This is a genomic window from Cellulosimicrobium cellulans (genome assembly GCF_024124905.1).
GTDB classification, from domain to species: domain Bacteria; phylum Actinomycetota; class Actinomycetes; order Actinomycetales; family Cellulomonadaceae; genus Cellulosimicrobium; species Cellulosimicrobium cellulans_G.
Window position 1 is genome coordinate 301,673 of sequence record NZ_JAMXST010000005.1, and the last position, 26,335, is coordinate 328,007.

Annotated in this window: 31 protein-coding genes; 16 read left to right on the forward strand and 15 right to left on the reverse strand. The window is 75.4% G+C overall.

The genetic code is table 11. From position 1 onward, the window contains the following. The first annotated feature begins 30 nt into the window (after positions 1 to 30). Positions 31 to 597: a hypothetical protein gene (locus NHH00_RS16570; protein ID WP_253054260.1), complete on the forward strand. Its 567-nt coding sequence runs from the start codon at positions 31 to 33 to the stop codon at positions 595 to 597. Positions 598 to 704: 107 nt separating this feature from the next. Here the strand turns inward: NHH00_RS16570 and NHH00_RS16575 are convergent, their stop codons facing one another. Further along, complete coding sequence (locus NHH00_RS16575) at positions 705 to 1,190, reverse strand: GNAT family N-acetyltransferase (protein WP_253054262.1); 486 nt, start codon at positions 1,188 to 1,190, stop codon at positions 705 to 707. Positions 1,191 to 1,356: 166 nt separating this feature from the next. Between NHH00_RS16575 and NHH00_RS16580 the strand changes: the two genes are divergently transcribed. Genes NHH00_RS16580 through NHH00_RS21235 form a run of 3 tightly spaced genes read left to right on the forward strand, consistent with a single transcriptional unit; the run spans position 1,357 to position 4,890 of the window. Next, a complete protein-coding gene (locus NHH00_RS16580) occupies positions 1,357 to 1,761 on the forward strand; it encodes a TOBE domain-containing protein (protein WP_253054265.1) in 405 nt (134 codons plus the stop codon). Then, positions 1,758 to 2,651 carry a molybdate ABC transporter substrate-binding protein gene (gene modA, locus NHH00_RS16585; protein WP_253054267.1) on the forward strand — a complete coding sequence of 298 codons (894 nt, stop codon included), beginning with the start codon at positions 1,758 to 1,760 and terminating at the stop codon, positions 2,649 to 2,651. Before NHH00_RS16580 ends, modA begins: the two co-directional genes overlap by 4 nt. Positions 2,652 to 2,676: 25 nt before the next feature. Beyond that, positions 2,677 to 4,890: an ABC transporter permease gene (locus NHH00_RS21235; protein ID WP_374615158.1), complete on the forward strand. Its 2,214-nt coding sequence runs from the start codon at positions 2,677 to 2,679 to the stop codon at positions 4,888 to 4,890. Between the two features lie 73 nt (positions 4,891 to 4,963). Here NHH00_RS21235 and NHH00_RS16600 read toward each other — a convergent pair whose 3' ends face one another. Both NHH00_RS16600 and NHH00_RS16605 read right to left on the reverse strand, forming a co-directional pair. Beyond that, the gene (locus NHH00_RS16600) at positions 4,964 to 6,235 is read right to left on the reverse strand and encodes an MFS transporter (RefSeq protein WP_253054269.1); all 1,272 of its coding nucleotides are present in this window, start codon (positions 6,233 to 6,235) and stop codon (positions 4,964 to 4,966) included. A gap of 74 nt (positions 6,236 to 6,309) precedes the next feature. Then, the gene (locus NHH00_RS16605; protein WP_253054940.1) at positions 6,310 to 7,128 is read right to left on the reverse strand and encodes an aldo/keto reductase; all 819 of its coding nucleotides are present in this window, start codon (positions 7,126 to 7,128) and stop codon (positions 6,310 to 6,312) included. A 180-nt stretch (positions 7,129 to 7,308) separates the two neighbouring features. Between NHH00_RS16605 and NHH00_RS16610 the strand changes: the two genes are divergently transcribed. Next, positions 7,309 to 7,767 carry a MarR family winged helix-turn-helix transcriptional regulator gene (locus tag NHH00_RS16610; RefSeq protein ID WP_253054271.1) on the forward strand — a complete coding sequence of 153 codons (459 nt, stop codon included), beginning with the start codon at positions 7,309 to 7,311 and terminating at the stop codon, positions 7,765 to 7,767. 129 nt (positions 7,768 to 7,896) lie between these two features. Here the strand turns inward: NHH00_RS16610 and NHH00_RS16615 are convergent, their stop codons facing one another. Then, positions 7,897 to 8,598: a FadR/GntR family transcriptional regulator gene (locus NHH00_RS16615; RefSeq protein WP_253054273.1), complete on the reverse strand. Its 702-nt coding sequence runs from the start codon at positions 8,596 to 8,598 to the stop codon at positions 7,897 to 7,899. A gap of 166 nt (positions 8,599 to 8,764) precedes the next feature. Between NHH00_RS16615 and NHH00_RS16620 the strand changes: the two genes are divergently transcribed. Then, positions 8,765 to 9,379, forward strand: coding sequence for a gluconokinase (locus NHH00_RS16620; RefSeq protein WP_253054276.1), 615 nt, complete (start codon positions 8,765 to 8,767; stop codon positions 9,377 to 9,379). After that, a complete protein-coding gene (locus tag NHH00_RS16625) occupies positions 9,376 to 10,806 on the forward strand; it encodes a GntT/GntP/DsdX family permease (protein WP_253054278.1) in 1,431 nt (476 codons plus the stop codon). Before NHH00_RS16620 ends, NHH00_RS16625 begins: the two co-directional genes overlap by 4 nt. Positions 10,807 to 10,947: 141 nt before the next feature. On the opposite strand, the gene NHH00_RS16630 is transcribed toward NHH00_RS16625, so the two are convergent. From NHH00_RS16630 to NHH00_RS16640, 3 genes are all read right to left on the reverse strand, one after another. Then, positions 10,948 to 12,459 carry a hypothetical protein gene (locus tag NHH00_RS16630; RefSeq protein WP_253054280.1) on the reverse strand — a complete coding sequence of 504 codons (1,512 nt, stop codon included), beginning with the start codon at positions 12,457 to 12,459 and terminating at the stop codon, positions 10,948 to 10,950. A gap of 86 nt (positions 12,460 to 12,545) precedes the next feature. Beyond that, positions 12,546 to 13,685 (reverse strand): hypothetical protein, encoded by a 1,140-nt coding sequence (locus NHH00_RS16635; protein WP_253054282.1) that lies wholly within the window; start codon positions 13,683 to 13,685, stop codon positions 12,546 to 12,548. Positions 13,686 to 13,790: 105 nt separating this feature from the next. After that, complete coding sequence (locus NHH00_RS16640; protein ID WP_253054284.1) at positions 13,791 to 14,945, reverse strand: VIT1/CCC1 transporter family protein; 1,155 nt, start codon at positions 14,943 to 14,945, stop codon at positions 13,791 to 13,793. Between the two features lie 136 nt (positions 14,946 to 15,081). Between NHH00_RS16640 and NHH00_RS16645 the strand changes: the two genes are divergently transcribed. Continuing rightward, positions 15,082 to 15,462 carry an FKBP-type peptidyl-prolyl cis-trans isomerase gene (locus NHH00_RS16645; RefSeq protein ID WP_087470098.1) on the forward strand — a complete coding sequence of 127 codons (381 nt, stop codon included), beginning with the start codon at positions 15,082 to 15,084 and terminating at the stop codon, positions 15,460 to 15,462. Between the two features lie 88 nt (positions 15,463 to 15,550). Here the strand turns inward: NHH00_RS16645 and NHH00_RS16650 are convergent, their stop codons facing one another. Next, positions 15,551 to 16,276, reverse strand: a complete 726-nt coding sequence (locus tag NHH00_RS16650) for a DedA family protein (protein ID WP_253054288.1) — start codon at positions 16,274 to 16,276, stop codon at positions 15,551 to 15,553. 193 nt (positions 16,277 to 16,469) lie between these two features. On the opposite strand from NHH00_RS16650, the gene NHH00_RS16655 reads away from it, so the two are divergent. Genes NHH00_RS16655 through NHH00_RS16665 form a run of 3 tightly spaced genes read left to right on the forward strand, consistent with a single transcriptional unit; the run spans position 16,470 to position 18,596 of the window. Beyond that, positions 16,470 to 17,066 carry a ribonuclease H family protein gene (locus tag NHH00_RS16655; RefSeq protein ID WP_253054290.1) on the forward strand — a complete coding sequence of 199 codons (597 nt, stop codon included), beginning with the start codon at positions 16,470 to 16,472 and terminating at the stop codon, positions 17,064 to 17,066. Positions 17,067 to 17,103: 37 nt separating this feature from the next. Further along, positions 17,104 to 17,571: an ester cyclase gene (locus NHH00_RS16660; protein WP_253054292.1), complete on the forward strand. Its 468-nt coding sequence runs from the start codon at positions 17,104 to 17,106 to the stop codon at positions 17,569 to 17,571. Beyond that, positions 17,568 to 18,596, forward strand: a complete 1,029-nt coding sequence (locus NHH00_RS16665; RefSeq protein WP_253054294.1) for a DNA-3-methyladenine glycosylase family protein — start codon at positions 17,568 to 17,570, stop codon at positions 18,594 to 18,596. Before NHH00_RS16660 ends, NHH00_RS16665 begins: the two co-directional genes overlap by 4 nt. A gap of 79 nt (positions 18,597 to 18,675) precedes the next feature. On the opposite strand, the gene NHH00_RS16670 is transcribed toward NHH00_RS16665, so the two are convergent. From NHH00_RS16670 to NHH00_RS16680, 3 genes are all read right to left on the reverse strand, one after another. After that, positions 18,676 to 18,855, reverse strand: coding sequence for a hypothetical protein (locus NHH00_RS16670; protein ID WP_253054296.1), 180 nt, complete (start codon positions 18,853 to 18,855; stop codon positions 18,676 to 18,678). A gap of 155 nt (positions 18,856 to 19,010) precedes the next feature. Next, positions 19,011 to 19,709, reverse strand: a complete 699-nt coding sequence (locus tag NHH00_RS16675) for a DsbA family oxidoreductase (RefSeq protein WP_253054298.1) — start codon at positions 19,707 to 19,709, stop codon at positions 19,011 to 19,013. 49 nt (positions 19,710 to 19,758) lie between these two features. After that, positions 19,759 to 20,385 (reverse strand): DinB family protein, encoded by a 627-nt coding sequence (locus NHH00_RS16680; protein ID WP_253054300.1) that lies wholly within the window; start codon positions 20,383 to 20,385, stop codon positions 19,759 to 19,761. Positions 20,386 to 20,691: 306 nt separating this feature from the next. On the opposite strand from NHH00_RS16680, the gene NHH00_RS16685 reads away from it, so the two are divergent. Then, positions 20,692 to 21,339 carry a histidine phosphatase family protein gene (locus tag NHH00_RS16685; protein WP_253054302.1) on the forward strand — a complete coding sequence of 216 codons (648 nt, stop codon included), beginning with the start codon at positions 20,692 to 20,694 and terminating at the stop codon, positions 21,337 to 21,339. 66 nt (positions 21,340 to 21,405) lie between these two features. Continuing rightward, on the forward strand, positions 21,406 to 21,963 hold the full coding sequence (locus NHH00_RS16690; RefSeq protein WP_253054304.1) for a PH domain-containing protein: 558 nt from the start codon (positions 21,406 to 21,408) through the stop codon (positions 21,961 to 21,963). Between the two features lie 63 nt (positions 21,964 to 22,026). Here the strand turns inward: NHH00_RS16690 and NHH00_RS16695 are convergent, their stop codons facing one another. Together NHH00_RS16695 and NHH00_RS16700 are read right to left on the reverse strand one after the other, a co-directional pair. Next, positions 22,027 to 22,329 (reverse strand): hypothetical protein, encoded by a 303-nt coding sequence (locus NHH00_RS16695; RefSeq protein WP_253054306.1) that lies wholly within the window; start codon positions 22,327 to 22,329, stop codon positions 22,027 to 22,029. 144 nt (positions 22,330 to 22,473) lie between these two features. After that, entirely contained in the window at positions 22,474 to 23,235 is a 762-nt protein-coding gene (locus NHH00_RS16700) for an MOSC domain-containing protein (protein ID WP_253054310.1), read from the reverse strand. Positions 23,236 to 23,324: 89 nt separating this feature from the next. On the opposite strand from NHH00_RS16700, the gene NHH00_RS16705 reads away from it, so the two are divergent. Beyond that, the gene (locus NHH00_RS16705) at positions 23,325 to 23,945 is read left to right on the forward strand and encodes a class I SAM-dependent methyltransferase (RefSeq protein WP_253054312.1); all 621 of its coding nucleotides are present in this window, start codon (positions 23,325 to 23,327) and stop codon (positions 23,943 to 23,945) included. A gap of 22 nt (positions 23,946 to 23,967) precedes the next feature. Here NHH00_RS16705 and NHH00_RS16710 read toward each other — a convergent pair whose 3' ends face one another. After that, positions 23,968 to 24,243, reverse strand: coding sequence for a hypothetical protein (locus NHH00_RS16710; RefSeq protein ID WP_087470109.1), 276 nt, complete (start codon positions 24,241 to 24,243; stop codon positions 23,968 to 23,970). A 3-nt stretch (positions 24,244 to 24,246) separates the two neighbouring features. Next, entirely contained in the window at positions 24,247 to 25,308 is a 1,062-nt protein-coding gene (locus NHH00_RS16715) for a C2 family cysteine protease (RefSeq protein ID WP_253054317.1), read from the reverse strand. A gap of 163 nt (positions 25,309 to 25,471) precedes the next feature. On the opposite strand from NHH00_RS16715, the gene NHH00_RS16720 reads away from it, so the two are divergent. Then, positions 25,472 to 26,020 (forward strand): hypothetical protein, encoded by a 549-nt coding sequence (locus NHH00_RS16720; protein WP_253054319.1) that lies wholly within the window; start codon positions 25,472 to 25,474, stop codon positions 26,018 to 26,020. A gap of 3 nt (positions 26,021 to 26,023) precedes the next feature. Then, the gene (locus NHH00_RS16725) at positions 26,024 to 26,311 is read left to right on the forward strand and encodes a hypothetical protein (protein ID WP_253054322.1); all 288 of its coding nucleotides are present in this window, start codon (positions 26,024 to 26,026) and stop codon (positions 26,309 to 26,311) included. Positions 26,312 to 26,335: the final 24 nt, after the last annotated feature.

Genomic DNA, 26,335 nt, shown 5'->3' on the forward strand with positions numbered 1-26,335 from the left:
CTCAGCAGCAGCCAACGGCAAGGGGGCGGTGTGGTCACCTACGACGAGCTCGAGATCGAGACCAGACGCGACAGGCGGCGCAACTTCAAGAAGACGCCGCGGGTCCTCTTCGGACGAACCTGCGACGACGAGATGGTTCACCGACTGGTCCACGAAGGAATAGAACGCGAGGACTGGGTGCGAGCATCCGTCGCGGCTGACCAGGCGGTCGATGACGCGACCACCCACGCCGTCGTCCGGCCGGCGCTGAGCATCGCGATGTGGGTCGCGTCGGCGTCGATTGCGCTGGTCGGCATCCAGATCGTTCTCGCACTGTCATGGCCCATGGCGTCGGATCTTCCGGAGCTGAGACTTGCTGGGCTCCAGACCGTCGGTTTCCTCCTTGGCGCCGTGGCATGCTTGGCGCTCGGGGTCTGGTTCGCCACGGAAGGCCGCGAACAGGCCCAGGAGCGCCACGATGCGCTTGCGTGGCGATGCGCGCTGGCCAAAGCCCTCGTCTGTGAATCCGTCGCTGCGCAAGAGATGCCTTCGACGATGCCCGATGACGCACACCTCTGCGGCCCTCTCACCTGGCTCCGACGGCTGGCGAAGAGGTAACCGCTCGCTGTCCGGGCGCCCCGACACGACGCGCCCACCACCTGCTGACGGGCATGTGCAACGTCGACGCCAGTGACCGCCCGGTGCCGTCCTTGCTGCAGTGGGGCTCAGAGGGTGCGAGACATGTACGTGCTGTTCGGGTCGTCCGTGTAGTCGGCGAACGGTGCGCACGGCACGAACCCGTGGCGCGCGTAGAGGCGACGCGCGGGCGCGAAGTAGTCCTCCGCGCCCGTCTCCAGGCTCACGCGGTCGAGCCCACGGTCGCGTGCGACGTCGAGCAGGTGCGCGAGGACCGTCGCGGCGACGCCCCGGCCCCGCGCGGCCGCCGTCGTGCGCATGGACTTGAGCTCGCCCAGCGTCGCGTCGTGCTGCTTGAGCGCACCGCACCCCAGGAGACCGCCGTCCGCGGAGCGCGCGGTGACGAAGGTGACGTCCGGCGCGCGCAGCCGCTCCACGTCCAGCGCGTGCACGCTCTCCGGCGGCGACGTCGCGTGCATCTCGTCCAGGTGCTCCTGCAGCAGCGCCAGCACGTCCTCGGCCGCCGGGTCCTCGACGGCGACGCGCACGCCCGCCCGGGTCGTCGTCTCGCTCACCCGCCGAGCCTGCCACACCACCGGTCCAGCGATGCACGGGCGCGCGATCCTGCACGTCCACGTGCATCCTTCGGGCGCGGGTGCGCCGGCGCCCGGACGTCTCCCCTGGAGTTTTCACGGTCGAAACGAGGTGACACTCCGCAGGTGCGGGTCTATCCTCGCCGTCATGCCGCATTTTCGGATTCGAGAGGCCGCGAGCCTGCTCGGGGTGAGCGACGACACCGTCCGTCGGTGGGTCGACGCCGGCGAGCTCGCGGCGAGCGTCGACGACGCCGGGCGCAAGGTCGTCGAGGGCGCGGAGCTCGCGCGCTTCGCCGTCGCGCAGTCGCACCCGACGCCCGACCCGTCCGGCGTCGCCCGCTCGGCGCGCAACCGGTTCGTGGGGATCGTGACGGGCGTCGTGAGCGACACCGTGATGTCCCAGGTCGAGATGCTCTGCGGGGGCCAGCGCGTGGTCTCGCTCATGAGCACCGAGGCCGTGCGCGAGCTGCGCCTCGAGCCCGGGAGCCTGGCCGTCGCGGTCGTCAAGGCGACGACCGTCATCGTCGAGACCCCGGGAGGAGCCGCGTGAGCGCGTCCGCACGGCCCCGCCCGACCACCCGCCCGACCCTCGCGCACCGCCGGACCCGGCGCACCCTCGCGGCGCTCGGGGCGGCGACGCTCCTCGCCGCGCTCGCCGCGTGCGGCTCGGGCGCGGACGGCGGGGGCGACGCCGCGTCGTCGGACGGTGCCGCGGACGCCGCGAGCACGCCGGCCGAGGAGAGCACGCTCACGGTCCTCGCCGCCGCGTCGCTGCGCGACGTGTTCACGGACCTCGCGGCGGACTTCGAGGCCGAGCACGAGGGCGTGACCGTGGCGCTGTCGTTCGCGGGGTCGTCCGACCTGGGCGACCAGATCCTCGCCGGGGCACCGGCCGACGTCTTCGCCTCCGCGGACGAGCGCACCATGGCCCGGGTCGTCGACGCGGGCGACGCGTCCGACCCGGTCGCGTTCGCGACGAACACGCTGACGGTCGTCACCCCGCCCGGCAACCCGGCCGGCGTCGAGACCTTCGCCGACCTCGCGCGCGAGGACGTCAAGGTCGTGGTGTGCGCGCCCGAGGTCCCGTGCGGCGCCGCGACCGACACGGTCGCCGGGGCCGCGGGCGTCACCGTCCACCGCGTGAGCGAGGAGGCGAGCGTCACGGACGTGCTCGCCAAGGTGACGTCGGGCGAGGCCGACGCAGGCCTCGTGTACGTCACGGACGCGACCCTCGCGGGCGACGACGTCGACGTGGTCGACGTGCCCGAGACCGACGCGGCGCTCAACGTCTACCCGATCGCGCTCGTCGCGGCGGCCGAGCGGTCCGGCCCGGAGCAGGTCGAGCTCGCGCGGGCGTGGATCGACCTCGTGACCGGCGACGCCGGGCAGGCCGCGCTCGCCGCCGCGGGCTTCGGCGCGCCGGACGCCTCCGCGCCGTGACGTCCGCGGCACCCGGCGGGTCCTGATGCGCGGGCTCCCCCGCTGGGTCCTCGTCCCGGCGCTGCTCGGCGCGCTGTTCGTCGTCGTCCCCGTGGTGGCGATGGTCGCGCGCGTCGAGCCGACGCCGGGGCCTGACGGGACCGGCGGCTTCTGGGCCCTCGTGACGTCCCCGGCCGCGGTCGACGCGCTCGGGCTGTCCCTGCGCACCGCGCTCGTCGCGACGCTGTGCTGCGTCGTGCTCGGCACGCCCATGGCGCTCGTCCTCGCGCGCACGACGTTCCCCGGGCAGCGCGTCGCGCGCGCCCTCGTCCTGCTCCCGCTCGTCCTGCCGCCCGTGGTCGGCGGCATCGCGCTGCTCCACACGTTCGGTCGCCGCGGGCTGATCGGCCGGCACCTCGAGGTGCTGGGGATCGAGGTCGCGTTCACCACGACGGCCGTCGTCATCGCGCAGACCTTCGTCGCCCTCCCGTTCCTCGTCCTGAGCCTCGAGGGCGCGCTGCGCACGCAGGACGCGCGCCTCGAGGACGTCGCCGCGACGCTCGGCGCCCGCCCGACGACGGTGCTGCGCCGCGTCACCCTCCCGCGCGTCCTGCCGGGGCTGACGTCGGGCGCGGTGCTCGCGTTCGCGCGGGCGCTCGGCGAGTTCGGCGCGACCATCACGTTCGCGGGCGCGCTCCAGGGCGTCACGCAGACCCTGCCGCTCGAGATCTACCTCCAGCGCAGCGCCGACCCGGACGCCGCCGTCGCGCTGTCGTTCGTGCTCGTCGTGGTGGCCGTGCTCATCACGGCGGCCGTCCACGGCCCGCGCGTGCTCGGGGGCCCGGACGCCCGGACGGCGCGACCGCGGCGCGGGGGCCGGGTGGCCCGCGGGCCGGGCACCCTGCCCGACGGCGATCGGCTCCTCCAGGAGGACGTCTCACCCGGGGCCGACGACGACCGGGTGACGGCAGCCGCCGCGGACCCGACCCCGCGCGCCGGCGGGGCCCCCGCCACGCTCGCCGTGCGCGCCGTCGTCCCCGACCGCGGGCTCGACGTCGACCTCGCGCTCGCCCCGGGCGAGGTCGTCGCGGTGCTCGGCGAGAACGGCGCGGGCAAGTCGACGCTCGTGCAGGTCGTCGCGGGCCTCCTCCCACCCGGTGACGCGCCCGGCGCCCGGGTCGCCGTCGGGGACGACGACGTCACGCGCGCCGCGCCGCGCCGCCGCCGGGTCGCGTGGCTGAGCCAGCGGCCGCTGCTGTTCGCGAACCTGTCGGTCGAGGACAACGTCGCGTTCGGCCTCCGGGCGCGGGGCGTGCCACGCTCGCGCGCCCGGCGCGAGGCCCGGGCCGCGCTCGGGCACGTCGGCGCCGCCCACCTCGCGACCCGGCGCGCGACCGACCTCTCCGGGGGGCAGGCGCAGCGCGTCGCGATCGCCCGGGCGCTCGTCACCGGCCCGCGCGTGCTGCTGCTCGACGAGCCGCTCGCCTCGCTCGACGTCGGCGTCGCGCAGCACGTGCGGTCGGTGCTGCACCACGCGCAGCGCGAGCACCCGCGCACGACGCTCCTCGTGACCCACGACCTGCTCGACGTGCTGCTGCTGGCGGACCGCGTCGTCGTGCTGGACGACGGCCGCGTCGTCGAGGACGGGCCGGTGGACCAGGTCCTCACGCGGCCGCGGTCCCGGTTCGCGGCCCGCCTCGCGGGCGTGAACCTCCTGGCGGGGAGCGTCGTCCACGTCGCCGTGCCGGAGCCCGTCACGGTGGGCAGCCTCGGGACGGAGCAGGGCGGGCCGGGAGCCGGTGGGGCGGGAGCCGGCGGGGCGGACGCGGCTCTGGTCCGCACCGAGGCGGGGCCGGAGGAGGCCGCCGCACGCGAGGCGACCCTCGCCGTCGACGGCACCGAGGTCCGTGTGCGCGGAACGGCGGGCGATCCGCTCGCCGTCGGCGACGGGGCCGTCGCCGTGTTCGAGCCGCGTGCGGTCGCGGTGCACCGGGCGACCCCCGAGGGCAGCCCGCGCAACGCGTACCGGGTCGTCGTGACGAGCGTCGAGCCGCACGGACCGCTCCTGCGCGTGTGGGGCCGCGTGGCCGGCGAGGACCCGGGTGCCCCGGCCGCGGGAGCCCCGGCCGCCGTCGGCCACGACTCCCCGCACCTGGCCGCCGACCTCACGCCGCGCGCCGTCGCCGAGCTGCGCCTGACCCCGGGCGAGCGCGCGTGGTTCGTCATCAAGGCGGCCGAGGTGCGCATCCACCCCCGCTGACACGCCGAACCCGGGGTCCATCCCCACGACGCGCCGGTCGTGAGGAAGGACCCCGGGTTCGGCACCGCGAGTGTCAGACGGCGGCCGGCGCCTCCGGCGCGGGGGCGGGCGCCGCGTCGTGCGGGGGCCGCACGGCTCGCGACCACTCACCGCCGCGGGCCCTGACCGCGACGAGCAGGACGACGAGTCCGACGGCGGTCATCGCGGCGCCCGCCCACAGGGGCGACGTGAATCCGAGCCCGGCGGCGATGGTCAGGCCGCCGATCCACGCGCCCAGCGCGTTGCCCACGTTGAAGGCGGCGATGTTCGCGCCCGACGCGAGGGTGGGCGCGCCCTGGGCGAACGACATGACGCGCATCTGGAGCCCGGGGACGGTCGCGAACCCGAAGGCGCCCATGAGGACGAGGCTCACGACGGTCATCACCTGGCTCGTCGCGGTGAGCGCGAAGACGCCCAGCACCACGGTGAGCGCCGCGAACAGCACGACGAGCGTCGTGCCGAGCCGGCGGTCGGCGGCGCGCCCGCCGACGAGGTTGCCCACGAACAGACCGCCGCCGAACAGCACGAGCAGCCACGGGACCGACGCCGTCGTGAACCCGCCCACCTCGGTGAGCGTGAACGCGATGTAGGTGAAGGCGCCGAACATCCCGCCGAACCCGAGCACGGTGATCGCGATCGAGAACCACACCTGCGCGCTGCGGAACGCGGCGAGCTCGCCGCGCAGCCCGGCGCTGCCCGACGCGCGGTCCGTCCCGGGCGAGGTGCTGCCGTCGGGTGCGGGGACGCCGTCGGGCGACCCGACGCGCGACGGGACGAGGAGCGCGATCCCGGCGAGCGCGACGACGCCGATGGCGGTGATGGCCCAGAACGTCGCACGCCATCCGGCGGCCTGGCCGAGGAACGTGCCGAACGGGACGCCGAGCACGTTCGCGATGGTCAGCCCGGCGAACATGATCGAGATGGCCCCGGCCCGCTTCTCCGGCGCGACGAGGTCGGCCGCCACGACGGCGCCGATCCCGAAGAACGCGCCGTGGCACAGCGCCGCGACGACGCGGCCGAGGAGCATGACCTCGTACGTCGGCGCGACGGCGGACAGCAGGTTGCCCGCGATGAACAGGACCATGAGGCCGAGGAGGGCCTTCTTGCGGTCGACGCGCGTCAGGGCGGCCGTGAGGCCGATCGCGCCGAGGGCGACGGACAGCGCGTAGCCCGAGATGAGGTAGCCGGCGACGGACTCGGTGACGCCGAAGTCGGCGGCCACCTCGGGCAGCAGGCCCATGATGACGAACTCGGTGAGCCCGATGCCGAAGCCCCCGATGGCGAGGGCCCAGAGGGCGACTGGCATGACGATCTCCTGGTTCCGGGAAGGTGCGGTCTCGCGGGCGAGGCGCGGCGCGGGCCGGGGCGCGCGCCGGCGCGTCAGCCCTCGAAGGTGTCGGGGTGCGGTCCGATACGACCGCCCGCGTCGAGGGCGTCGATCGCGGCGACCTCGTCGGCGGTGAGCGCGAAGCCGAGGACGTCGAGGTTCGACGCGATCCGCGCGGGCGTCACGGACTTGGGGATGACGACCGTCCCCTGCTGCAGGTGCCAGCGCAGGACGACCTGGGCGGGCGTGACGTCGTGGGCGGCGGCGACGCGGACGACCGTCGGGTCGTCGAGGACCGTGCCCTGGCCCAGCGGGCTCCACGCCTCGGTGACGATCCCGAGCTCGGCGTGGACGTCGCGCAGCGCGCGCTGCTGGAGCGCGGGGTGCAGCTCGACCTGGTTGACGGCGGGCGTCTCGCCCGTCGCCGCGACGACCGCGCGCAGGTGCGCGGGCTCGAAGTTGGAGACGCCGATCTCGCGGACGAGGCCCGCGTCGCGGGCCGCGACGAGACCCTCCCACGCCTCGACGCACCGGCCGCGGGCGGGCGACGGCCAGTGGATCAGGTAGAGGTCCAGCCGGTCGAGCCCGAGCAGCTCGAGCGACCTCTCGAGCGCGGGGCGGACGGCGTCGCGGGCGAGGGAGTCGATCCACAGCTTGCTCGTGACGAAGACGTCGTCGCGCGCGAGGCCGGACTCCGCGAGAGCGCGGCCCACGCCCGCCTCGTTGCCGTAGACGGCCGCGGTGTCGACGCTGCGGTACCCCGCCTCGAGGGCGAGGCTCACCGCTCGCGTGGTCTCGGCGTCGGGCACCTGGAAGACGCCGAAGCCGACCTGCGGGATCGAGGTGCCGCCGCGCAGGGCCGTGCGGGGCATGGTCGTGGTGGTCGAGGACACGGAAGGGCTCCTGAGGGACGATCGGGAAGGGATCGCGTTGCACACGCGTTCACCTGGCGTCTGCACTTGTTGCAGACGCGCGCTATCGATAGTTGCACACGCCGATTAGTTGCACAAGCGCTATAGTTGTGAGGGCACGCACGCACCGAGGAGGACCCCATGGGCATCGCCGACGACGCCGTCGAGATCCGCGCGCAGGGCTGGCGCACGCTCGCCGCGCTGCACGGGCTCATCGACGCCGCGCTCGAGCGTGCCCTGCAGTCGGAGCACGACCTCTCGGTCGTCGAGTACACCGTGCTCGACGCGCTCTCCCGGCAGGACGGCTGGCACATGCGCATGCAGCAGCTCGCGCGGGCCGCCGCGCTCTCCCCCAGCGCGACGACCCGGCTCGTCAACCGGCTCGAGGACCGCGGGCTCCTCACCCGCATCCTGTGCCAGGACGACCGCCGCGGGATCTACACCGAGCTCACGCCCGCGGGCGAGGCGCTCCTGCGCGCCGCGCGCCCCACCCACGACGCAACCCTCGAGGCGGCCCTGCACGACGCGACGGAGACGCCCGAGCTCGCGTCGCTCGTCGACGCGCTGCACGCGCTCCCGGCCTCCGCCGGCGCGAGATAGCCCCGCCGGCTCCCGGCACGGCGTCGCCCAGCGGGCACGGTCCCGCCCGGCGGGCACGACCCCGCCTGGCAGGTACGGCGTCGTCCGGCAGGCACGACGAGCCGGACAGGCGCACGCGTGAGGGTCCGGTCAGGCCTGTCGGTCGACCCCGCCGAGCGCGGCGCGGACCTCGCCGACGATCGCCGCCATCGCCGCCTCGGCGGCGCGCGGGTCGCCGGCCGCGACGGCGCGCGCGACGGCCTCGTGCTGGTCCAGCGCCTCGGGGACGGGGGACGCGGGCATGAGGCCCAGGTGCGTCCGGCCGCTGAGCACCGCGGCGACGACGCCGGCGAGCGCGCCGAACATCTCGTTGCCGCTCGCGCGGAGCAGGAGCTCGTGGAAGCGCACGTCGAGCGCGAGGAACTCCTCCAGGTCGCCCGCCTCGCCGAGCATCCGCATGCGCGTCGCCGCCGCGACGAGCTCGGCGCGCTCGTCGTCCGTCGCGTGGACCGCCGCTCCGGCGGCCGCGAGCGGCTCGACGGCGTGGCGCAGCTCGGTGAGCGTGCGGAGCTGCGGGTCACGACCCGGCCCTTCGAGGCGCCAGCGGATGACGCGTGGGTCGAGCACGTTCCACTCCTCGATGCCGAGGACGACGAGCCCGACGCGACGCTTCGACCGCACCAGGCCGAGCCCTTCGAGGAGCCGCATGACCTCGCGCGCGACGGTGCGCGAGACGCCGAACTCGGACCCGATCGACTCGAGCGTGAGCGGCGAGCCGGCGGGGACGTCGCCGCTGGTGATACGGCGTCCGAGGGCGTCGAGCACGGTGGTGTGCAGGACCGTCGTCGCCATGGTCAGCAGCCTACTGGCGCCCATTGGTGATATCAATCACTTGCCAAAGGTGCTACCAATGCCGCACAGTGGTCGGCAGTGGGGACCACGACGGTCGCCACCCGGGACGGGACCGCGCCGCGAGACGCACCCGCACCGGACGCCCGCCCGACACGGAAGTCGACACATGGACACGGACGTCAGCACCACGGTCCAGGCCGAGAGCGCCGCACCCGACCACGCACCCCAGCACCTCGTCGTCATGGGGGTCGCAGGCTCGGGCAAGACGACGGTCGCGACGCTGCTCGCGCAGCGCCTCGGGACCGAGTACGCCGAGGCCGACCGGTTCCACCCGCAGGCCAACATCGAGAAGATGAGCGCGGGCACCCCGCTCACCGACGAGGACCGCTGGCCGTGGCTCGAGGCGATCCGCGACTGGCTGAGCGCCGAGGCGGACGCCGGACGCTCCGGCGTCGTGACCTGCTCCGCGCTCAAGCGCTCCTACCGCGACCTGCTGCGCACCGCGCGCGGCCGCGTCTGCTTCGTCCACCTCGACGGCAGCCCCGAGCTCCTCGCCGAGCGCATGGAGCACCGCAGCGGCCACTTCATGCCCACGTCGCTCCTGCCCTCCCAGCTCGCCACGCTCGAGCCCCTGGGCGACGACGAGCCCGGCTTCACGGTCGACGTCACCCGCACGCCCGAGGAGATCGCCGACCTCGTGCTCGACCGGCGGGCCGACTGCGGGCGGACCGACCCCAGCACCTCGACCGGGACCTCGGCCGGGACGGAGGCGCAGCGATGATCGGCACGCTCACGCAGCACCTCACGACGCTCGCTCCGTCCGCCGCCGCGGCCGTCGCGCGCGCCGCGGAGGACGCCCCCGTGACCGACGCAGGGACGGCCCAGCTCGTCCTCGCCGCCGTCGTCGGCATCGCGACGATCGTCGTCCTCATCGTGTGGCTCAAGCTGCACCCGTTCCTCGCGCTGATGATCGGCTCGGCCGTGCTCGCCGTCGTGGCCGGCATCGACTTCGTCGACGCGTTCACCAGCTTCTCCGCGGGGCTCGGCTCGACCGTCGCCGGGGTCGGCGTCCTCATCGCGCTCGGCGCGATCATCGGCAAGCTGCTCATCGACTCCGGGGGCGCCGACCAGATCGTCGACACGATCCTCGGCAGGACGACGCCGCAGCGCCTGCCGTGGGCCATGGCGCTCATCGCGTTCGTCATCGGGATCCCGCTGTTCTTCGAGGTGGGCGTCGTCCTCCTCGTGCCCGTGGTCATGCTCGTGGCCAAGCGCGTCCGCACCAACCCGATCCTCGTCGGGATCCCCGCGCTCGCGGGCCTGTCCGCGCTGCACGGTCTGGTCCCGCCGCATCCGGGGCCGCTGCTCGCCATCGACGCGCTCGGCGCCGACCTCGGCCTGACGCTCGGCCTCGGCCTGCTCGTCGCGATCCCCACCGTGGTCGTGTCCGGCCCGCTGCTCGCCAAGCCCCTCGCGCGCTGGGTGCCGCTCCCGCCGCCCACGTCCGTGCTCGGCGTCTCCGAGCGCGACGAGGACGCACCGCGCCCGAGCTTCGCGGTCTCCGTCGGCGTCGTCCTGCTGCCCGTGATCCTCATGCTCGCCCGCACCCTCGTCGAGGTCAGCGGGTCCATCGACACCGGCTGGGGCCGCGTCTTCGAGTTCATCGGCACCCCGCTCGTCGCGCTGCTCATCACCGCGCTCACCTCGCTCGTCGTGCTGGGCTCCGCGCTCGGCCGCACGCGCGACCAGGTGAGCAAGCTCGTCGACTCGTCGTTCGCGCCGATCGCGGGCATCCTCCTCATCGTCGGCGCCGGCGGCGGCTTCAAGCAGACGCTCGTCGACTCGGGCGTGGGCGACGTCGTCGCGAAGGGCATCTCGGACGCGAACATCACGCCGCTGCTCGCGGGCTGGCTCGTCGCCGTCCTCATCCGCGTCGCCACCGGCTCCGCGACCGTCGCGACCATCACCGCCGCGGGCATCATGGCCCCGATCGCCGCGACCCTGCCGCCCACGCACGCCGCGCTGCTCGTGCTCTCGATCGGCGCGGGGTCGGTGTTCCTGTCGCACGTCAACGACGCCGGGTTCTGGCTCGTCAAGGAGTACTTCGGCATGACCGTCGGGCAGACGTTCAAGACGTGGTCGCTCATGGAGTGCGTCCTGTCCGTCGTCGCGCTCCTCGTGGTCCTCCTCCTGGGCCTCGTCGTCTAGCGGAACGGGCGGGCGGCGCCGCGCGTGCGCGCGGCGCCGCCCCGGCACGGTCACGCCGGGTGCTCCCTGGCCAGGTCCGGCGCGACCGCGCCGCGAGGACCGCCCGGGCGCACGGCCCGGGCGGTCCCGTCTCTGCGGGCGTCAGCCCCGGTCGGTGAAGACCGGTGCGTAGGCGTCCCGGTCCGCGAGCCAGGACTTCCGACGGAAGCGCTGGAGCGACAGGCCGAGCAGCGTGAGCAGACCGGCCATCACGAGCAGCCCCAGGTCACCCCCCGCGCCCGTCGTCGCCAGGGCCGTCGGGCCCGACGCCGCGACGGCCGTCCCGCCCGCCGTCGTCGCCGTGACGCCGGCGCCGGCGCCGATCGGGTGGAGCACCCGGACGACCGTGCCGTCCGTGCCACCCGTCGACCCCGGGTCGGTGGGGTCCGTCGGGTCGGTCGGGTCGGTCGGGTCGGTCGGGTCGGTCGGGTCCGTCGGGTCGGTCGGGTCCGTCGGGTCCGTGGGATCCGTCGGGTCCGTCGGCACGACGGCGGCGGTCGGGCACGCCGCCGAGGCGTCACCCAGCAGGCCGACGCCCACGCCGCAGACGGTCACGGGGACCGTCACCGGCAGGTCGACGTCGAGGTCGGGCAGCGCCCCGAGGACGCCGTCCTCCCCGAGCAGACCCCCGTCGAGGAGCCCGTCGCCCAGCAGGCCGTCGTCACCGAGCACCCCGTCGAGCAGCCCGTCGCCCGAGGCGCCGCCGAGCAGGTCGTCCACCAGACCGTCCTCGCCGAGCACCCCGTCGAGCAGCCCGTCGCCCCCACCGAGCACGTCGTCGCCCAGGAGCCCGTCGCCGAGCAGGTCGTCCACCAGACCGCCGTCACCCAGGACGCCGTCGAGGAGGCCCGTGCCGTCGGCGTCGCCGGATCCGGTCCCGTCACCGGGGACCTCTCCCGCCGCGCCACCGCCGACCGTCGCGTCGCCGCCGACGCCGACCGCGACACCGGACACGTCCACCGGCACCGTCACGGGCACGTCGACGTCGACGCCGGAGCCGGACCCCGCCGTGCCGTCGTCCGCGCCGTCAGCCGGAGCAGCCGGAGCCGCCGGAGCCGGCGTGACGGTCGCGTCACCCAGGATGCCCACCGCGACGCCGGACACGTCCACGGGGACGGTCACGGGCACGTCGACGTCCACGTCCGTCGGTCCTGCCGGAGCTGGGGCCGGGGCCGGGGCGGGCTCGGCAGCCGCAGCCGGAGCCGGGGCCACCGCGGCGTCGCCGAGGATGCCGACGGCGACGCCCGAGACGTCCACCGGGATCGTCACGGGCACGTCGAGGTCGACGTCCGCCGGGCCCGCCGGAGCCGGCGCCGGGTCGGGCGCCGGGGCCGGAGCCGGCGCGGGCGCGGGCGCGGGCGCCGGGGTCACCGTGGCGTCCCCGAGGGCACCCACCGCGACGTCGGACACGGTGACGGGGACGTTCACGGGCACGTCCACCGACACGTCGGGAAGGGCCTCGGTCACCTGGCTCAGCGGAGCCTCGACCGACAGGTCCAGCCCGAGGTCGCCGAGGAGGTCGCCCTCGGCTGCGTGGGCCGCTCCGGCCCCGACGACCACGAGGCCGCCTGTGACGAGCGCTGTGCGCAGCGCGCGTCGAACGAAGGTGTGCATGATCGTTCTCTCTCCTGCTCAGAAGTGGCTGGCGCACGACGGCGCCGGGTCGCGTCTGCCGCGCTCGGGGCGCGACGCGAGCCACGTCAGGCAGGAGAGACGGGGACCTCGAAGAACGTCGAGGGGTGGTTCGACCGCGCGTCGTCGACGACGGCGGTCCAGGACGAGAGCACGGGGGCGTCGGCACCGTGGCCGAGGGCGGCGAGGTCGCCGCCGGACCCGGCGCGCTGGGAGCTGCCGGACGGCGCGGGTGTCGTACCGAGCCCGCCGTCCGACGGTGCGCCACCCAGGGGTGTCGCACCGCCTGCGGGCACGGCGGTGCCGGGCGGAGCGTCGAGCGGGGCGAGGAGACCCCCGCCGCGTGCGCCCGCGGGCGGGGTGCCGAGCGCCGTCGGGCCCGCCCGGTCCGCACCGGGAGGAGGCACGGGCGGCAGCTCGCCGCCCGACGGCAGCGGCACGGTGGGCGCGGTGGGCTCGGCCACGGTCGTGCCGGCGCCGGGCCCCGCCGGGCCGACCGGGCCCGGAGCCTCCGGACCGGGAGCGGGCGCCTCGGGGAGCACGGGTGCGAGCGGGTCGAGCGGGGTGAACGGCCCCGTCACCGGGCCGAGGACCGGGTCGGTCACGGGCGCCAGCGCGTCGAGCACCGGGGTCAGCGCGTCGAGGACGGGCGTCACCGGGTCGAGCGCGGGCGACACCGCCCCGAGGACGGGGTTCACCACGGGGGCGACCGCCTCGACGACGGGCGTCGCGGCCGGCACGACCGCGTCGAGGACCGGCGTGGTCACGGGAGCGACGACGTCGGTCACGGGCTGCACGACGGGCGCCACGGGCGCGACGACCTGCTCGACCACGGGAGCGGCCGGCGCGACGACCTGGTCGACCACCGGCGCGACGGGCCGCACGGCCTCCTCGACCACGGGTGCCGCCGGGGTCACGACCTTCTCGACGACCGGGGCGACCGGCTGGACGACGGGGGCGACGACGTCGCGCACGACGGGCTGGACGACGTCCTGCACGACCGGGTCGACGACGCTCTGGACCGTCGAGGTGACGGGCGACAGGACCTTGCCGAGGCCGAGCGGGTCGTCCGCAGCGGACGCGCCGCCCGCGGTCGCGACGGCGAACGCGAGGCCGGCACCGAGACCACCTCCGGCCACGAGCGCGCGCACGAGCCAGCGGCGGGCGGCTGGTGCGCGCCTGCCCTGCGCGTCGTGCGTCGCGTCCATCGTGCGCCCCGTAGGTCGTCGGTGCGGCGAAGAGGCGGGCCGGCAGGCCCGTCCGGGGTCACGGTAGGCATGCGCCGGTGACGCTCACCACCGGAGCGTCCGATTTCACCCGACGGTCGCCCCGAACACCAGCCCGAGCAGGTAGGTCGCCGCCGCGGCACCGAAGCCGATGCCGATCTGCCGCAGCGCCCGCGTGAGCGGCGAGGTCCCCGAGAGCAGGCCGACCGTCGCGCCGGTCGCCAGGAGCGCGACCCCCACGAGGAGCGCCGCCACGCCGACCGCGACGAACCCGGTCAGGCCGAAGAGGTAGGGCAGCACCGGGATGAGCGCGCCCGACGCGAAGAACAGGAACGACGACACCGCCGCCCCCATCGCCGTGCCGTGCGTCTCGTGCTCGTCCGCGCTGGGCGGCGGGGCGATCACCGTCTGCTGCGTGTACGTCGCGAGCACGTCGGCGGCGTGGTCCTCGGCCTCGGCGGGCGCCATGCCCCGCGCGCGGTAGACGAGCGCGAGCTCGTTCGCGTCGACGTCGAGGTCGGGCAGTGCCGCGGACGCCTGCGGGCTCGGCGTCGAGGCGTCGAGCAGCTCGCGCTGCGACCGCACCGACACGTACTCCCCCGCGCCCATCGACAGCGCGCCCGCGAGCAGGCCCGCGAGCCCCGAGAGGAGCACCGTGCTGTTCGACGCCCCGGACGCCCCGATGCCGAGGATCAGCGCGAGGTTGGACACGAGGCCGTCGTTCGCGCCGAACACGGCGGCACGGAACGTCCCCGACATGCGGTTGCGCCCGCGCGTCGCGAGCCCGCGCACGACCTCCTCGTGGATCCGCTCGTCGGCGGCCATCCGGGGCGTCGCGTCGGCGTCGGTCTCGTACGTCGAGCGCGCCTCGGCGCGCTGTGCGAGCGCGAGCACGAACACGCCGCCGAAGCGGCGCGCGAGCCAGCCGAGCGTCCGGGTGCGCCAGTCGCCCCGCAGGGGCTTGCCGACGTCGTCGCCGAGCAGGCCGAGCCAGTGCTGCTCGTGCCGCCCCTCCGCGTCCGCGAGCGCCAGCAGGATGTCGCGCTCCTCACCGCTGCGGCGGCTCGCGAGGTCGCGGTAGACGGCCGCCTCCGCGCGCTCGTCGGCGAGGAACCGGCGCCACCGCCGGATCTCCTGCGGCGTCGGTCGGTGCCCGACGACGGGGGCCGGGTCCCCGCCCGGCGTCACCCCGTGCGGGTCGCCGGCGGGCAGGCCGGTGTGCGGCTCAGGCGTGGAGGACATGCCTCCATGATGGCGATCTTCGGCCGCGCCGTGTTGCGCGCGGCCGAACGCGGGGCCGGGGGTCCCCCCGACCGGTGTTCCGGGCGTCCCCAACCTCGGGCCCGCCCGTCGTCCGCCGTCGTGGTTGGATCGGACCATGACCACTGGAGAGAACGAGCTGTCCCGCCCCGAGGTCGACGCGCCGGAGGGCCCCGCGCCCACCGAGCTCGTCGTCGAGGACATCACCGTCGGTGACGGCCCCGAGGCGACGCCGGGCGCGACCGTGAACGTGCACTACCTCGGCGTCGAGTACGAGACGGGCGAGGAGTTCGACGCCTCGTGGAACCGCGGGCAGTCGATCAACTTCCCGCTGCGCAGCCTCATCGCCGGCTGGCAGCAGGGCATCCCCGGGATGAAGGTCGGCGGGCGGCGCAAGCTCGTCGTGCCGCCGGAGCTCGCCTACGGCCCCGCGGGCGGCGGCCACCGCCTGTCCGGCAAGACGCTGATCTTCGTCATCGACCTGCTCGGCGTGTCCTGACCGACCGCTGACGTGCAGGAGGGCCCCGGTCGTCGACCGGGGCCCTCCTGCTGTCCGTCGCACCGGGCGGCGCCGTCGTGCGACGGGCCTACCGCGCCGGGCCAGGGCACGTGACCAGCGCGGCGTCCGTCTCCGGGGTGCCGGCACCGGGTGCCGGGCTCGGGGCGGGTCCGGCCGCCAGGTCGGTGTCCCGCTCGCGACGGGCCGCCCGGAGGCGGACCACCGTGTCGACGAGGACACCGAGGAGGATCCCGCCGACGACCCCCACCACGACGGCGAGGAGCGGGCTGTCGCCCACCCACGCGGCGGCGAGCGTGCCGATGAGGACCGAGTAGGTGGCCCACGCGACCGACGCGACGGCGGACAGCGCCATGAAGCGCCGGCGCGAGAAGCCCACGGCACCCGCGGTCACGTTGACCGCCGTCCGCCCGACGGGCACGAACCGCGCGCCCAGGACGACGGACGCGCCGCGCCGGTCGAGGGAGCGGGTCGCCCAGGCGACGGCGCGCTGACCGCGGGAGCCGCGCAGCACCGGCAGCGCGCGCGTGCCGACCGCCCGGCCGAGCGCGTAGGCGAGCTGGTCGCCGCACCAGGCGCCGAGCGCCGCGACGAGCAGGACGAGCCCCCAGGCGACGCCCCCGCCGGACTGCGCCCCCACGGCGAGCATGACGATCACGGTCTCGCCGGGGATCGGCGGGAAGAACCCGTCCCCCGCGGTCGTCGCGAACAGCGTCGGCAGCGCCCACACCGAGTCGACGAGCGCGAGCAGCCACGCCTCGACCTGTCCCCACAGCTCCACGACCCACGCGACCATGCGTCCCAGCCTCGACCGCGCGACCGCCCGGCACCATGGGGTATCCCCCCGGTTCTCCCCTGAGGCGACCCCGACCGGGCGCCCGCGGACAGGTGGTCCGGCGACCCTCCGGTCCGGGGGACAATGTGGCTCGACGCATTCGCCTCCCCGCGCCGCAGCCGGCGGGCGGGGACGTCCGTGATCGAGGAGCGCTGTGATCACTGTCAGCACCGACGGCTCGTGCCTGAGCAACCCGGGCGGCGCCATCGGGTGGGCGTGGATCAACCACGACGGCACGTTCGACTCCGGCGGCGCCGTGAGCGGGACCAACCAGGTCGCCGAGCTGACCGCGCTGCTCCAGGCGGTCCGCGCGCACCCCGGTGCGGAGCCGCTCCTCATCGAGTCCGACTCGCAGTACGCCATCAAGTGCGCGTCCGAGTGGGTCGTCGCCTGGAAGCGCAAGGGGTGGCGCACCGCGGGCGGCCAGCCCGTGAAGAACCTCGAGCTCGTCCAGGCGATCGACCGGGTCATCACCGAGCGCGCCGGGCCCGTCCGGTTCCGCTGGGTGCGCGGCCACGTCGGCGACCCGTTCAACGAGCGCGCCGACCAGCTCGCGGGCCTCGCCGCCCAGGACTGGGCCGCGGGCCGGGGCGACCTCGACGGCACGCTCGTCCCCGAGCTCGGCGATCCCACGCGCCCGGCCGGCCGCGCGACCGGGCCGGCGCACGCCACGGCTTCCGCCGCGCACGCCCCGGCGCCCAAGCAGCCGACGCCGGAGCCCGCGTGGGACATGGACACCCTGTTCGACTGACGCTCGGGGCGGGCTCGCGGTCGCGCATGATGGGTCCGTGACGACACGAACCCCTGCCGACCTCGTCCGTGAGTTCTTCGCCGTCGTGCGCTCGGGCGACGACCCGGCCCGCGCGGGCGAGTACTTCGCGCCCCTCGTCGCGGCGCACCAGGTGACGTCGGAGGCGCCGACGACGGTGCACCGGACTCCCGCGCAGTACGCCGAGCACGTCGAGGAGATGCGCGCCGCGTACGGGCGCTTCACCCTGACGGTCGACGAGCTCCTCGCGGACGGCGACCGCGTGTACGTCCGCTGGACCCAGCGCGGCCGCCACGTCGGCGAGGTGGACGGTCGCGCGCCGACCGGGGCGGAGGTCGTGCAGGTCGCGAGCTGCGTCTACCGTGTCGCGGACGACCGCGTGGTGGAGTACTGGATGCAGATCGACCGGGCAGGGCTCGCGGCACAGCTCGCGGCGGCGACGGATCCTGCTGGGCCGTCGGCGGCGGGTGCGACGATGGTCCGGTGACCGTCCTGCCGAGCCCGAACCCGCGCCCGAGCCCGGTCCCAGCGCCGGCCGAGCTCGCGGTCGGCGACGGTCCCGTCCCGGTCGTGTACGCCGTGGTCGGTGAACCGCTCGTCCGGCGCGTCCGGTCGGACCGGCCCCTGGACCTGCACCTCACGCTCGGTCGGCTCTCCCGCGGGCCGTACGACCCGACGTTCCGCCGCACGCCGTCCGGGGACGTCTGGCGCACGACGCGGATGCCCGCCGGTCCCGCGACGTGCCGCCTCGTGCAGACCGGGCCGCGCGACGTCGTCGGTCACGCCTGGGGGCCGGGCGCCCAGGAGGCGCTCGACGCCCTCCCCCACCTGCTGGGCGAGCACGACGACGACACCGGCTTCGTCCCGCCCGCGCCCCTGCGCGACGCGCACCGCCGCGCCACCGGGCTGCGCATCCCCCGCACCGGTCGCGTGCTGGAGGCGCTCGTCCCGGCGATCCTCGAGCAGCGCGTCCAGACGGTCGCCGCGTGGCGATCGTGGGGCTGGCTCCTGCGCAAGTACGGCGAGCGAGCCCCGGGGCCCGCGGGCGACGCCGGGATGCTCGTCGTGCCCGACGCCGCCACGTGGGCTCGCGTCCCGACGTGGGACTGGCACCGGGCGAACGTCGACCCGGGCCGCGCGCGGACCGTCGTCGCCGCCGCGGGCGTCGCCCGCCGGCTCGAGGAGTGCGGCGCGCTGCTCGACGCGCAGGGCGCCGCCGCCGCGCACGCCCGGCTCCAGGCCGTCCCGGGCGTGGGCGTCTGGACCGCGGCCGAGGTCGCGCAGCGCGCGCTCGGCGACGCCGACGCCGTGTCCGTGGGCGACTATCACCTCGCCAAGGCGGTGGGCTGGGCGCTCGTCGGCGAGCGCGTCGACGACGACCGGATGCTCGAGCTCCTCGCGCCGTACTCGCCGCACCGCTACCGCGTCGTCCGGCTCCTGGAGCTCTCGGGCAGGGCGCACGCCCCGCGGCGCGGCCCACGCCTCTCGATCCAGGACCACCGCCTGCACTGACGGCCCGCGCACCTCGCCGGGGGCATGAAAGAGTCGCCGGAACCTGCCGTTCCGGCGACCGTTTCACGCACGCACGGTGTTACTCGGGGAGCGCGCACACCCCGTCGACGCAGACCGCGGCGTCGTCCGCGCCGACCAGCGTGAGCGACGGCGCGGTCTCGCGGTGCGGGGCGGCCGCGTCCGCGGCGTTCACGCTCATGAGCGTGGTGCGGCGCGGGTTCGCGATGGAGTGGTAGAGGTTCGTCGTGGTGTCGGTCATCTGAGGCCTCCTCGTGGGATCACGGGCGCCGGTGCACGTGTGGAGCCGGCGTCGGTGCGGGCTGCTCCCAGTCTCGGTGATACCGAGTCGCAGGTCCACCGCACCGGGGTGTGAGATACGTCGCTCTCCGTACCTGATCTCGCAGAGCGGACAGCTCAGGCGGCGTCGCGCTCCGCGACGGCCTGCTGCAGCACCTGGACGAAGACCGCCGGGTCCTGGGCCCCCGAGACGCCGTACCGGCCGTCGACGACGAAGAACGGCACCCCGTTGATCCCGTAGGCGCGCGCCTGGTCGATGTCCGCCTGCACGTCGTCCGCGTAGCGGCCGTCCTCCAGAGCCGCGACGACCTCGGCGCGGTCGAGACCGACCTCCGCCGCGAGGTCCGCGAGCTCCTGGACGCGGCCCACGTGGCGGCCCTCCTCGAAGTACGCCTTGAGGAGGCGCTCCTTCATCTCGACCTGCTTGCCGTGCGCCTTCGCGTGGTGCAGCAGCTCGTGGGCGGTGAGCGTCTTGGTGTGCTGGAGCGCGTCGAAGTCGTAGGCCAGGCCCTCGGCCGCGGCGAGCTGCGTCATCTGCCCGAGCATCTGCTCGACCTGCGCGCGGGGCATGCCCTTGTGCCCCGCGAGGAAGTCCACCTCGGTGCCGTCGAAGTCGACGGGAGTGTCCGGCGCCAGCTCGAACGAGTGGTACTCGATGTCGACCTGCGGGCCGTCACCGGCCTCGGCGAGCCGGCCGAGCGCCGTCTCGAGGCGTCGCTTGCCGACGTAGCACCAGGGGCACGCGACGTCGGACCAGATGTCGATCTTCACCGTGGGGGCCGACGCGTCGGCCGCGGCGGGGCTGTTCGTGGTCATGTGACCGTTCAACCATCTGGACGACCGCACGATTCCCTCGCGGACCTCGTCACGGCGTGACGTTCGCCGCACGGTAGAGGTCCTGCAGCACCATGATCTCCGCGCCGTGGTGGATCAGCTCGCGGTTCATGTGCGCGACGAGGTGGACGAACGGCGCCTGCGCGTCGATCTCCGTCGCCTGGCTCAGCCCGACCGTGAACGCCCCCTCGTCCGGCAGCGCGTCCACCCCGGCCCGCCACCGGTCCACCTCGTGCCGCAACCCCGCGACCGCCGGTCCGACCTCGCCCGAGAACGTCACGGAGTCGCGGCGGCGCTCGTGCGGCCCGAACGTCCACTCCCACCGCTCGAAGAACGCCTCAGTGAGGTGCGCGACGAGCCACGCGATCGTCCGCGGCTGCGGCGAGTCCGGCCCGTCGGGCCACTCCATCACCCAGTCGCCGACCCCGAGCGTGCGCGACGTGCGCTCCGTGCCGCGACGCACGACGCGCAGCGCGTCCGGCCCCGGCTCCCACTCGAGCTCCGCCTGCGTCAGCGTCGCGAGCCGTTCCGCGACCTCGAGCCACGAGAACCCGAGCTGGCCGCGCACGACCGCGAGCGTCGTCGGGACCGTGAGGATCGACCAGTCGAACTCGGGGCTCCCGTACGCGATCTCCCCGTCCGCCGTCTCGTGCACCATCTCGCTCCCCTCCCCGCGGCGCCGTCGCCGCGCGCCCGTCGGTGTCCGCTCGACGCTAGCCGGACCCACCGACGCCTGCGCGCGAGAATGGGTTCGGCCCGTCCCCCGTCCCCCGGAGTCCTCGTGCGCGTCCGTCCCCGTACCGTCCTGCTCGTCGCGACCGGGATCGCCGTCGTCCTGCTCGGCGCCCTCGTCGTGTTCCTCGCGATCAACGGGGTCGACGGCGTCCCCGGCTGACCGGGCCGACGCGCGCTCCGGGCGTCCCGGGGTGATGCTGCTGGAGGACACCACCAGGAAGGCCGACCCGTGACCACGACCGACACCACCCCCGATCCGCAGCTCGTCCTCGTGCGCCACGGGGAGACGGAGTGGAGCGCGAGCGGCCGCCACACCGGCCGGTCCGACATCCCGCTCACGGTCGCCGGCGAGCAGCAGGCCGTCGCGGCGGGCGTGTGGCTGCAGGGGTGGGCGGACCGCCGCGGGCGCCGCCCCGCCGTCGTGCGCACGAGCCCGCGCCAGCGCGCACGACGCACCGCCGACCTCGCCGGGTTCCCCGACGCGGTGACCGACGACGACCTCGCCGAGTGGGACTACGGCCCCGTCGAGGGCCGGACCGCCGTCGACGTCGGCGAACAGCTCGGCCACGAGTGGCTGATCTTCCGCGACGGCGTCAACGTGCTCGCCGCCGCGAACGGGCACCGGGGCGAGGAGCTCTCCGCGGTGGCCGACCGGGCCGGACGCGTGCTCGGCCGCGTCGAGCCGACGCTGCAGGGCGGCGACGACGTCGTGCTGTTCGCCCACGGGCACCTGCTGCGCGTCCTCGCGACCGTGTGGCTCGGGATCGACCCGGGGCTGGGCGCGCGGTTCGAGCTCGGCACGGCCGCGATCTGCCTGCTGGGCTACGGCCACGGGCTGCGCACGGTCGAGGGCTGGAACCTCTCCGCCCAGGCCTGAGACCCGGCGAGCCGACCGCCGGGACGGCCCTCCCCGTGCGGACCGCGAGATGGCACGATGCTGCCCATGGGTCTGAGCGAGAAGCACCTCACCGAGGGCGAGCACGTCGTCATGGAGCTCAAGGAGCACGCGAAGGCGCTGTTCTGGCCGTTCGTGCTGCTGGTCGTCCTCGTCGCGGCGGTCGTCGTGACGGTCGTGCTCGTCCCGATCGACGTCGTCCGCTGGGTCGTCGCGGGCCTCGCCCTCGTCGCGGCGGTCGTCTGGGTGTTCGTGCCGTGGCTGCGCTGGCGGACCACGGAGTACACCGTGACGAACAAGCGCATCGCGATGCGCTCGGGCATCATCACGCGCACCGGGCGGGACATCCCCCTGTACCGCATCAACGACGTGAACTACGAGAAGGGCCCGATCGACCGGATCTTCGGCTGCGGGACGCTCGTCATCTCGGACGCGACGGACAAGCCGGGGCTGAACCTGCACGACGTGCCCGACGTCGAGAACGTGCAGGTCCGCCTGCACGACCTGCTCTTCACCGCCGACGACGGCTCCGACGACGGCGAGTGGCCGCCGAACGAGCCGCCGCGCGGCCCGCGCGCCCCTCGCATCCCGCGCGCGGAGCGCTGACCGCACGGCCCGCCGACGCGCTGCGAGAGCGTCGGCGGGCCGTGCGTGGCCGGTGCCGGAGGGTCAGCGGCTGCCGTCCGCGGAGAGCGAGACGATCGCCGAGATCGACGGGACGTACGCCGTCGAGGTGTGACCCGCCGCGACCCACGCCCCGTACGACGTGCGCACGGTGCCGTTGCTGACGTACTTGACGACCACGCGCGCGTACGTGCAGTTGATGTTCGTCACCCGCGCGGTGGTCCCGGACACGCTGGGCCCGGAGACGCTGCACCCGACGACGGCGGCGGAGGCCGCGGGGGCGGTCAGGGCGACCGCACCGGTCGCGAGGAGACCTGCCACGAGGGCGGAGCTGAGGAACTTCTTCATGTCGTGCTCCCTGCTTGATCGACATTGATACGAGTGAGCGCTCAGCAGGGAGCGTAGTGGAGCACCGCCGGTTTGTCAGCGGTCCGGATGAACTCGTCCCACCCGGCTCGCGGCCGTGTCGCCGCAGGTGGGGCGCGTGTCCGCTCAGTCCTCGATGCGCCGCCCGGCCGCGACCTCGGCGCGCGCCAGCATCTCGTCGGTCAGCGCGATGTCGCCCTCGAGGTGCGCGACGAGCAGGCGGCGCGCGACGTCGGCGGCACGCTCCGGGTCCGCACCGCGCGCGTTCCACGCCCCGAACCAGTCGGCGAGCGTCACGCCGTGCTCGGGCCGGTAGCAGACCGTCACCGCGTCCCCCGCCTGCAGCTCGCCGTTCCGCACGACCCGCAGGTACGCGCCGGTCCGGTTCGCGACGGTGAAGCGCTTGACCCACCTGTCCTCCCCGAGCCGCCGCGCGAACGTCGAGCACGGCGTGCGGGGCTGGGTGACCTCGAGCAGCGCCGTGCCCACGGACCAGCGCTCCCCGACGACCGCCTCGCTCACGGGGATGCCCCGCACCCGCAGGTTCTCGCCGAACAGTCCCGGCGGGACCTCGCGCCGGAGCTGCCCGACCCACCAGTCGGCGTCGTCCTGGCCGTACGCGTACACGGCCTGCTCCTCGCCCCCGTGGTTCGCGCGGTCGGCCTGGAGGTCGGCGTAGAGGCCGAGGCGTCGGACCTTCACCGGCCCGTCGACGGGCCGCTTGTCGATCGCCGTGACGCCGACGGGGCCGGCGTCCGGCAGGAGGGCGTGCACGCGGCACACCGCGAGGACCTCGCCGGTCGGGGCGCTGCTCGCGAGGGCGGTCACGGGCCCCGCACCGGGAGACGTGGGGTGGGCGGTCGGCGAGGCGGGCGCTGCGGGAGACATCCCTCGATTCTCTCAGCGCGACGTGGCCGAGGACACCGGGGACCAAGGTCACGGGACCGGTCTCACCCCGCACGGGTAGCGTCGGCGGCATGAGCGCCACCCGTCCCTCGCGCTGGGAGCAGAAGACCGCGGCCGACCCGTCCCACTCCGCCTGGTACGTCGAACGCTTCCGGGCGATGGCCGCACGCGGCGCCGACCTCGCCGGCGAGGCACGCCTGGTCGACGCCATGCTGCCCCGCGGGTCGCGCGTGCTCGACGCCGGGTGCGGGCCGGGGCGCGTGGGCGCAGAGCTGTTCGCGCGCGGCCACACGGTCGTCGGGGTCGACGTCGACCCGGTGCTGGTCGAGGCGGCGCGCGCCGACCACCCGGGGCCCGACTGGCGGGTGGGCGACCTCGCCGAGCTCGACCTGCCCGCCGAGGGCGTCACCGAGCCGTTCGACGCGATCGTGTGCGCGGGCAACGTCGTGACGTTCCTGGCGCCGGGCACCGAGGTCGAGGTCCTGCGCCGCTTCCGGGCGCACCTCGCCCCGGACGGTCGCGCCGTCGTCGGCTTCGGCACCGGGCGCGGCTACGCGCCCGAGCGGTTCCTGGCCGACGCCGCGGAGGCGGGGCTGCGCCTCGACGTCGCCCTCGCGACGTGGGACCTGCGCCCGTGGACCCCGGACGCCGACTTCCTCGTCGCCGTGCTCGCCGTCGACGCCGCGGGCTGAGAGCCCGGGCCGACGGCTCGCCTCAGGCGGGCGTGAAGGTGAACGTCACGGCCCCGCCCGAGCTCCCCGGCTCGCCCTCCACGTCGTCGACGTGGAGCATGCCCGCGCCGTGCAGGTCGATCGCGTCCCCGAGGTCGGCCCGCAGGACGTCCTCGCCGCGCGGCGAGCGGACCGCGAGCTGCGCGAGCGCGCGCCCCGCGCCGACGCCGACGCGCATCACGCCCACCCGCACGTCGGCGAACTCCGCCTGCGCTCCCTGCGGCACGCGCGCCCGGCGCACCTCGTCGTTGCCTGCCATGCGTCAGCCTCCCGAGTAGACGGAGTCGAAGTTCTCCTTGTACTCCTGCTCGGTGAGCCACAGGTCGCCGACCTTCTGCTCGCCGTCCAGGGTGCCGCCACCCGGTCCCCACGGGTTGACGACGTGGATCTTCATCTCGCCGTCGATCTCCTTGACCTCGGTGACGACGTAGGCGTGGTTGGGCACGATCCGGCTGTCGTCGACCTCGTCCTCCCACCACCAGAACGCGTCGTCGTCCTCGGTGCCCACGGCGACGGGCCCGTCCTTCAGCCGGTCCTGGATGTCGGAGAGGCTGAGCTCGCCCGACCGCTCGGCGGGGCGGCCGGTGATCGCCTCGAACGCGTCGTCGGAGTGCCCGCCGTCGATGTCCTCGTAGTCGCCGCCGAAGTACTCGGCCGCCGCCTTCTCGTAGATCGACACCCAGTTCGGCTCGCCGTTCTGGCCGCCGACGCCGTTCTCCGGGACCGTCGCCTCCACGACGATCTCGACCGGCTCGCCGTCCTTGTACATCGTCACGGTGTACGTGCCGTCGTCGTTGAGCCGGATGTGCTCGCGCAGGAACTCCGGGTCGGTCGTCGCGACGGCGCCCAGGCCGGCGAGGAACCAGCAGTCCCCGACCTGGCCCTGGTTGATGTCGTCGAGCGAGAAGTCCTCGTTCTCGAGGTCGATCGGCGGGACGTCCTCGTAGTCGCCGAGGTCGTCGGTGAGGCCCGGGTCCCCGGGCCGGTCGCCGTCCTCGCCCGGGGTGCTGCGGTCGCCGCCGCCCCCGCCGGAGCCGCCACCGGACCCGCCAGCGCCGTCGGTGCTCGCGCTCTCCTGCTGGTCCGCCTGGCGCACGACGGCGGTCGCCGCGTCGCCGAGGACCGCCCCGACCGCCGCGACGGCCGGGCCGTGCGACGTGGACCACTCGCCGCGCAGCGCGTCGCCGTCCGGCCCCTCCCAGGGGCTCGACGTCACCAGCGCGTCGAGCTCGCCGCGCAGCGACGTCAACCTGTCGGCGGCCTCGGACAACCGCTGTCCGAGCTGTCGCAGCTGTGCGACGTCCGCCCCGTACATCCCGCTCATGCTCTCCCCCTCGCCCGCAGGTCGCCGAGACGGTACCGCCGTCCGCCGACACGGGTCCATGGGGCGCGCTCCCCATCCCCGCGCGGGCCGCACCTCTGACCTCGGGTCGGTGCGCGCTGGTAGCGTCCCCCGCGGACGACGCACGCGACGACCGAGGGGGACCATGACGGAGCAGGCCACGACACCGCGCCGGGGCGCGACGACGCGCACCGCCGGGGCGGTGCTCGCGCTGGGCGCCCTCGCCACGCTCGCCGCGTGCGGCGGCGACGCCGAGCCGACGGAGCCGCCGCCCGCACCGGACGCCGTCGCGGGGTACGAGGAGGCCCGGCAGGACGTCCTCGCCGCCGTCCAGGACGTCTACGGCGCGGACGGCTGGGCCGACGACGACGGGGGCGCCTCGGCGACGGCGCAGGACGACGGTCGCTGCGTCGTCTTCCTTCCCGACGCCCGGGCCACGCCGGGGGGCGCGGACGCGTACGGCCTGCTCGCGGACGTCCCCGACGCGATCGCCCCGGTGCTCGACGAGCACGGTTTCGGCGCACCCTCGGGCGTCGTCGAGGCCGAGCACGGCGGGTCCGCCTCGGTCGAGGCCGAGGACCCGGCGGGGTGGTCGGTGCGCGTCACCGCCGACGGCGACCTGGTCCGCCTCGACGTGTCCGGCCCGGTCGACCTCGACCCGTGCGACGAGGCCGGTCTCCCGGAGCTCGGCTGAGCCGTGCCGTCGTACCGCGTGACCCTCGCCGTGGGCCTGCTGCGCCCGGGCGCCGACCCCGAGGCCGTGCTGCCCGCCGCTGCGGCCGCGGCGCGCGACCTGACGACGGTCGAGGCGTACGACGTCGGCGTCGTGCGCGGCGAGGCGCGCGTCACCGTCCGCTTCCTCGCCGACACGGACGCCGCCGCGCACACGGTCGCCGACGCGGTGGAGGCCGGCGTGCGCGCCCACGCCGCGACGTCGGGCGGTCGCCTGACCCGCCGTTGGGGAGCGCGCTGGCACCCGGCCTGACCGCCGTCGGCCCGGGACACCACG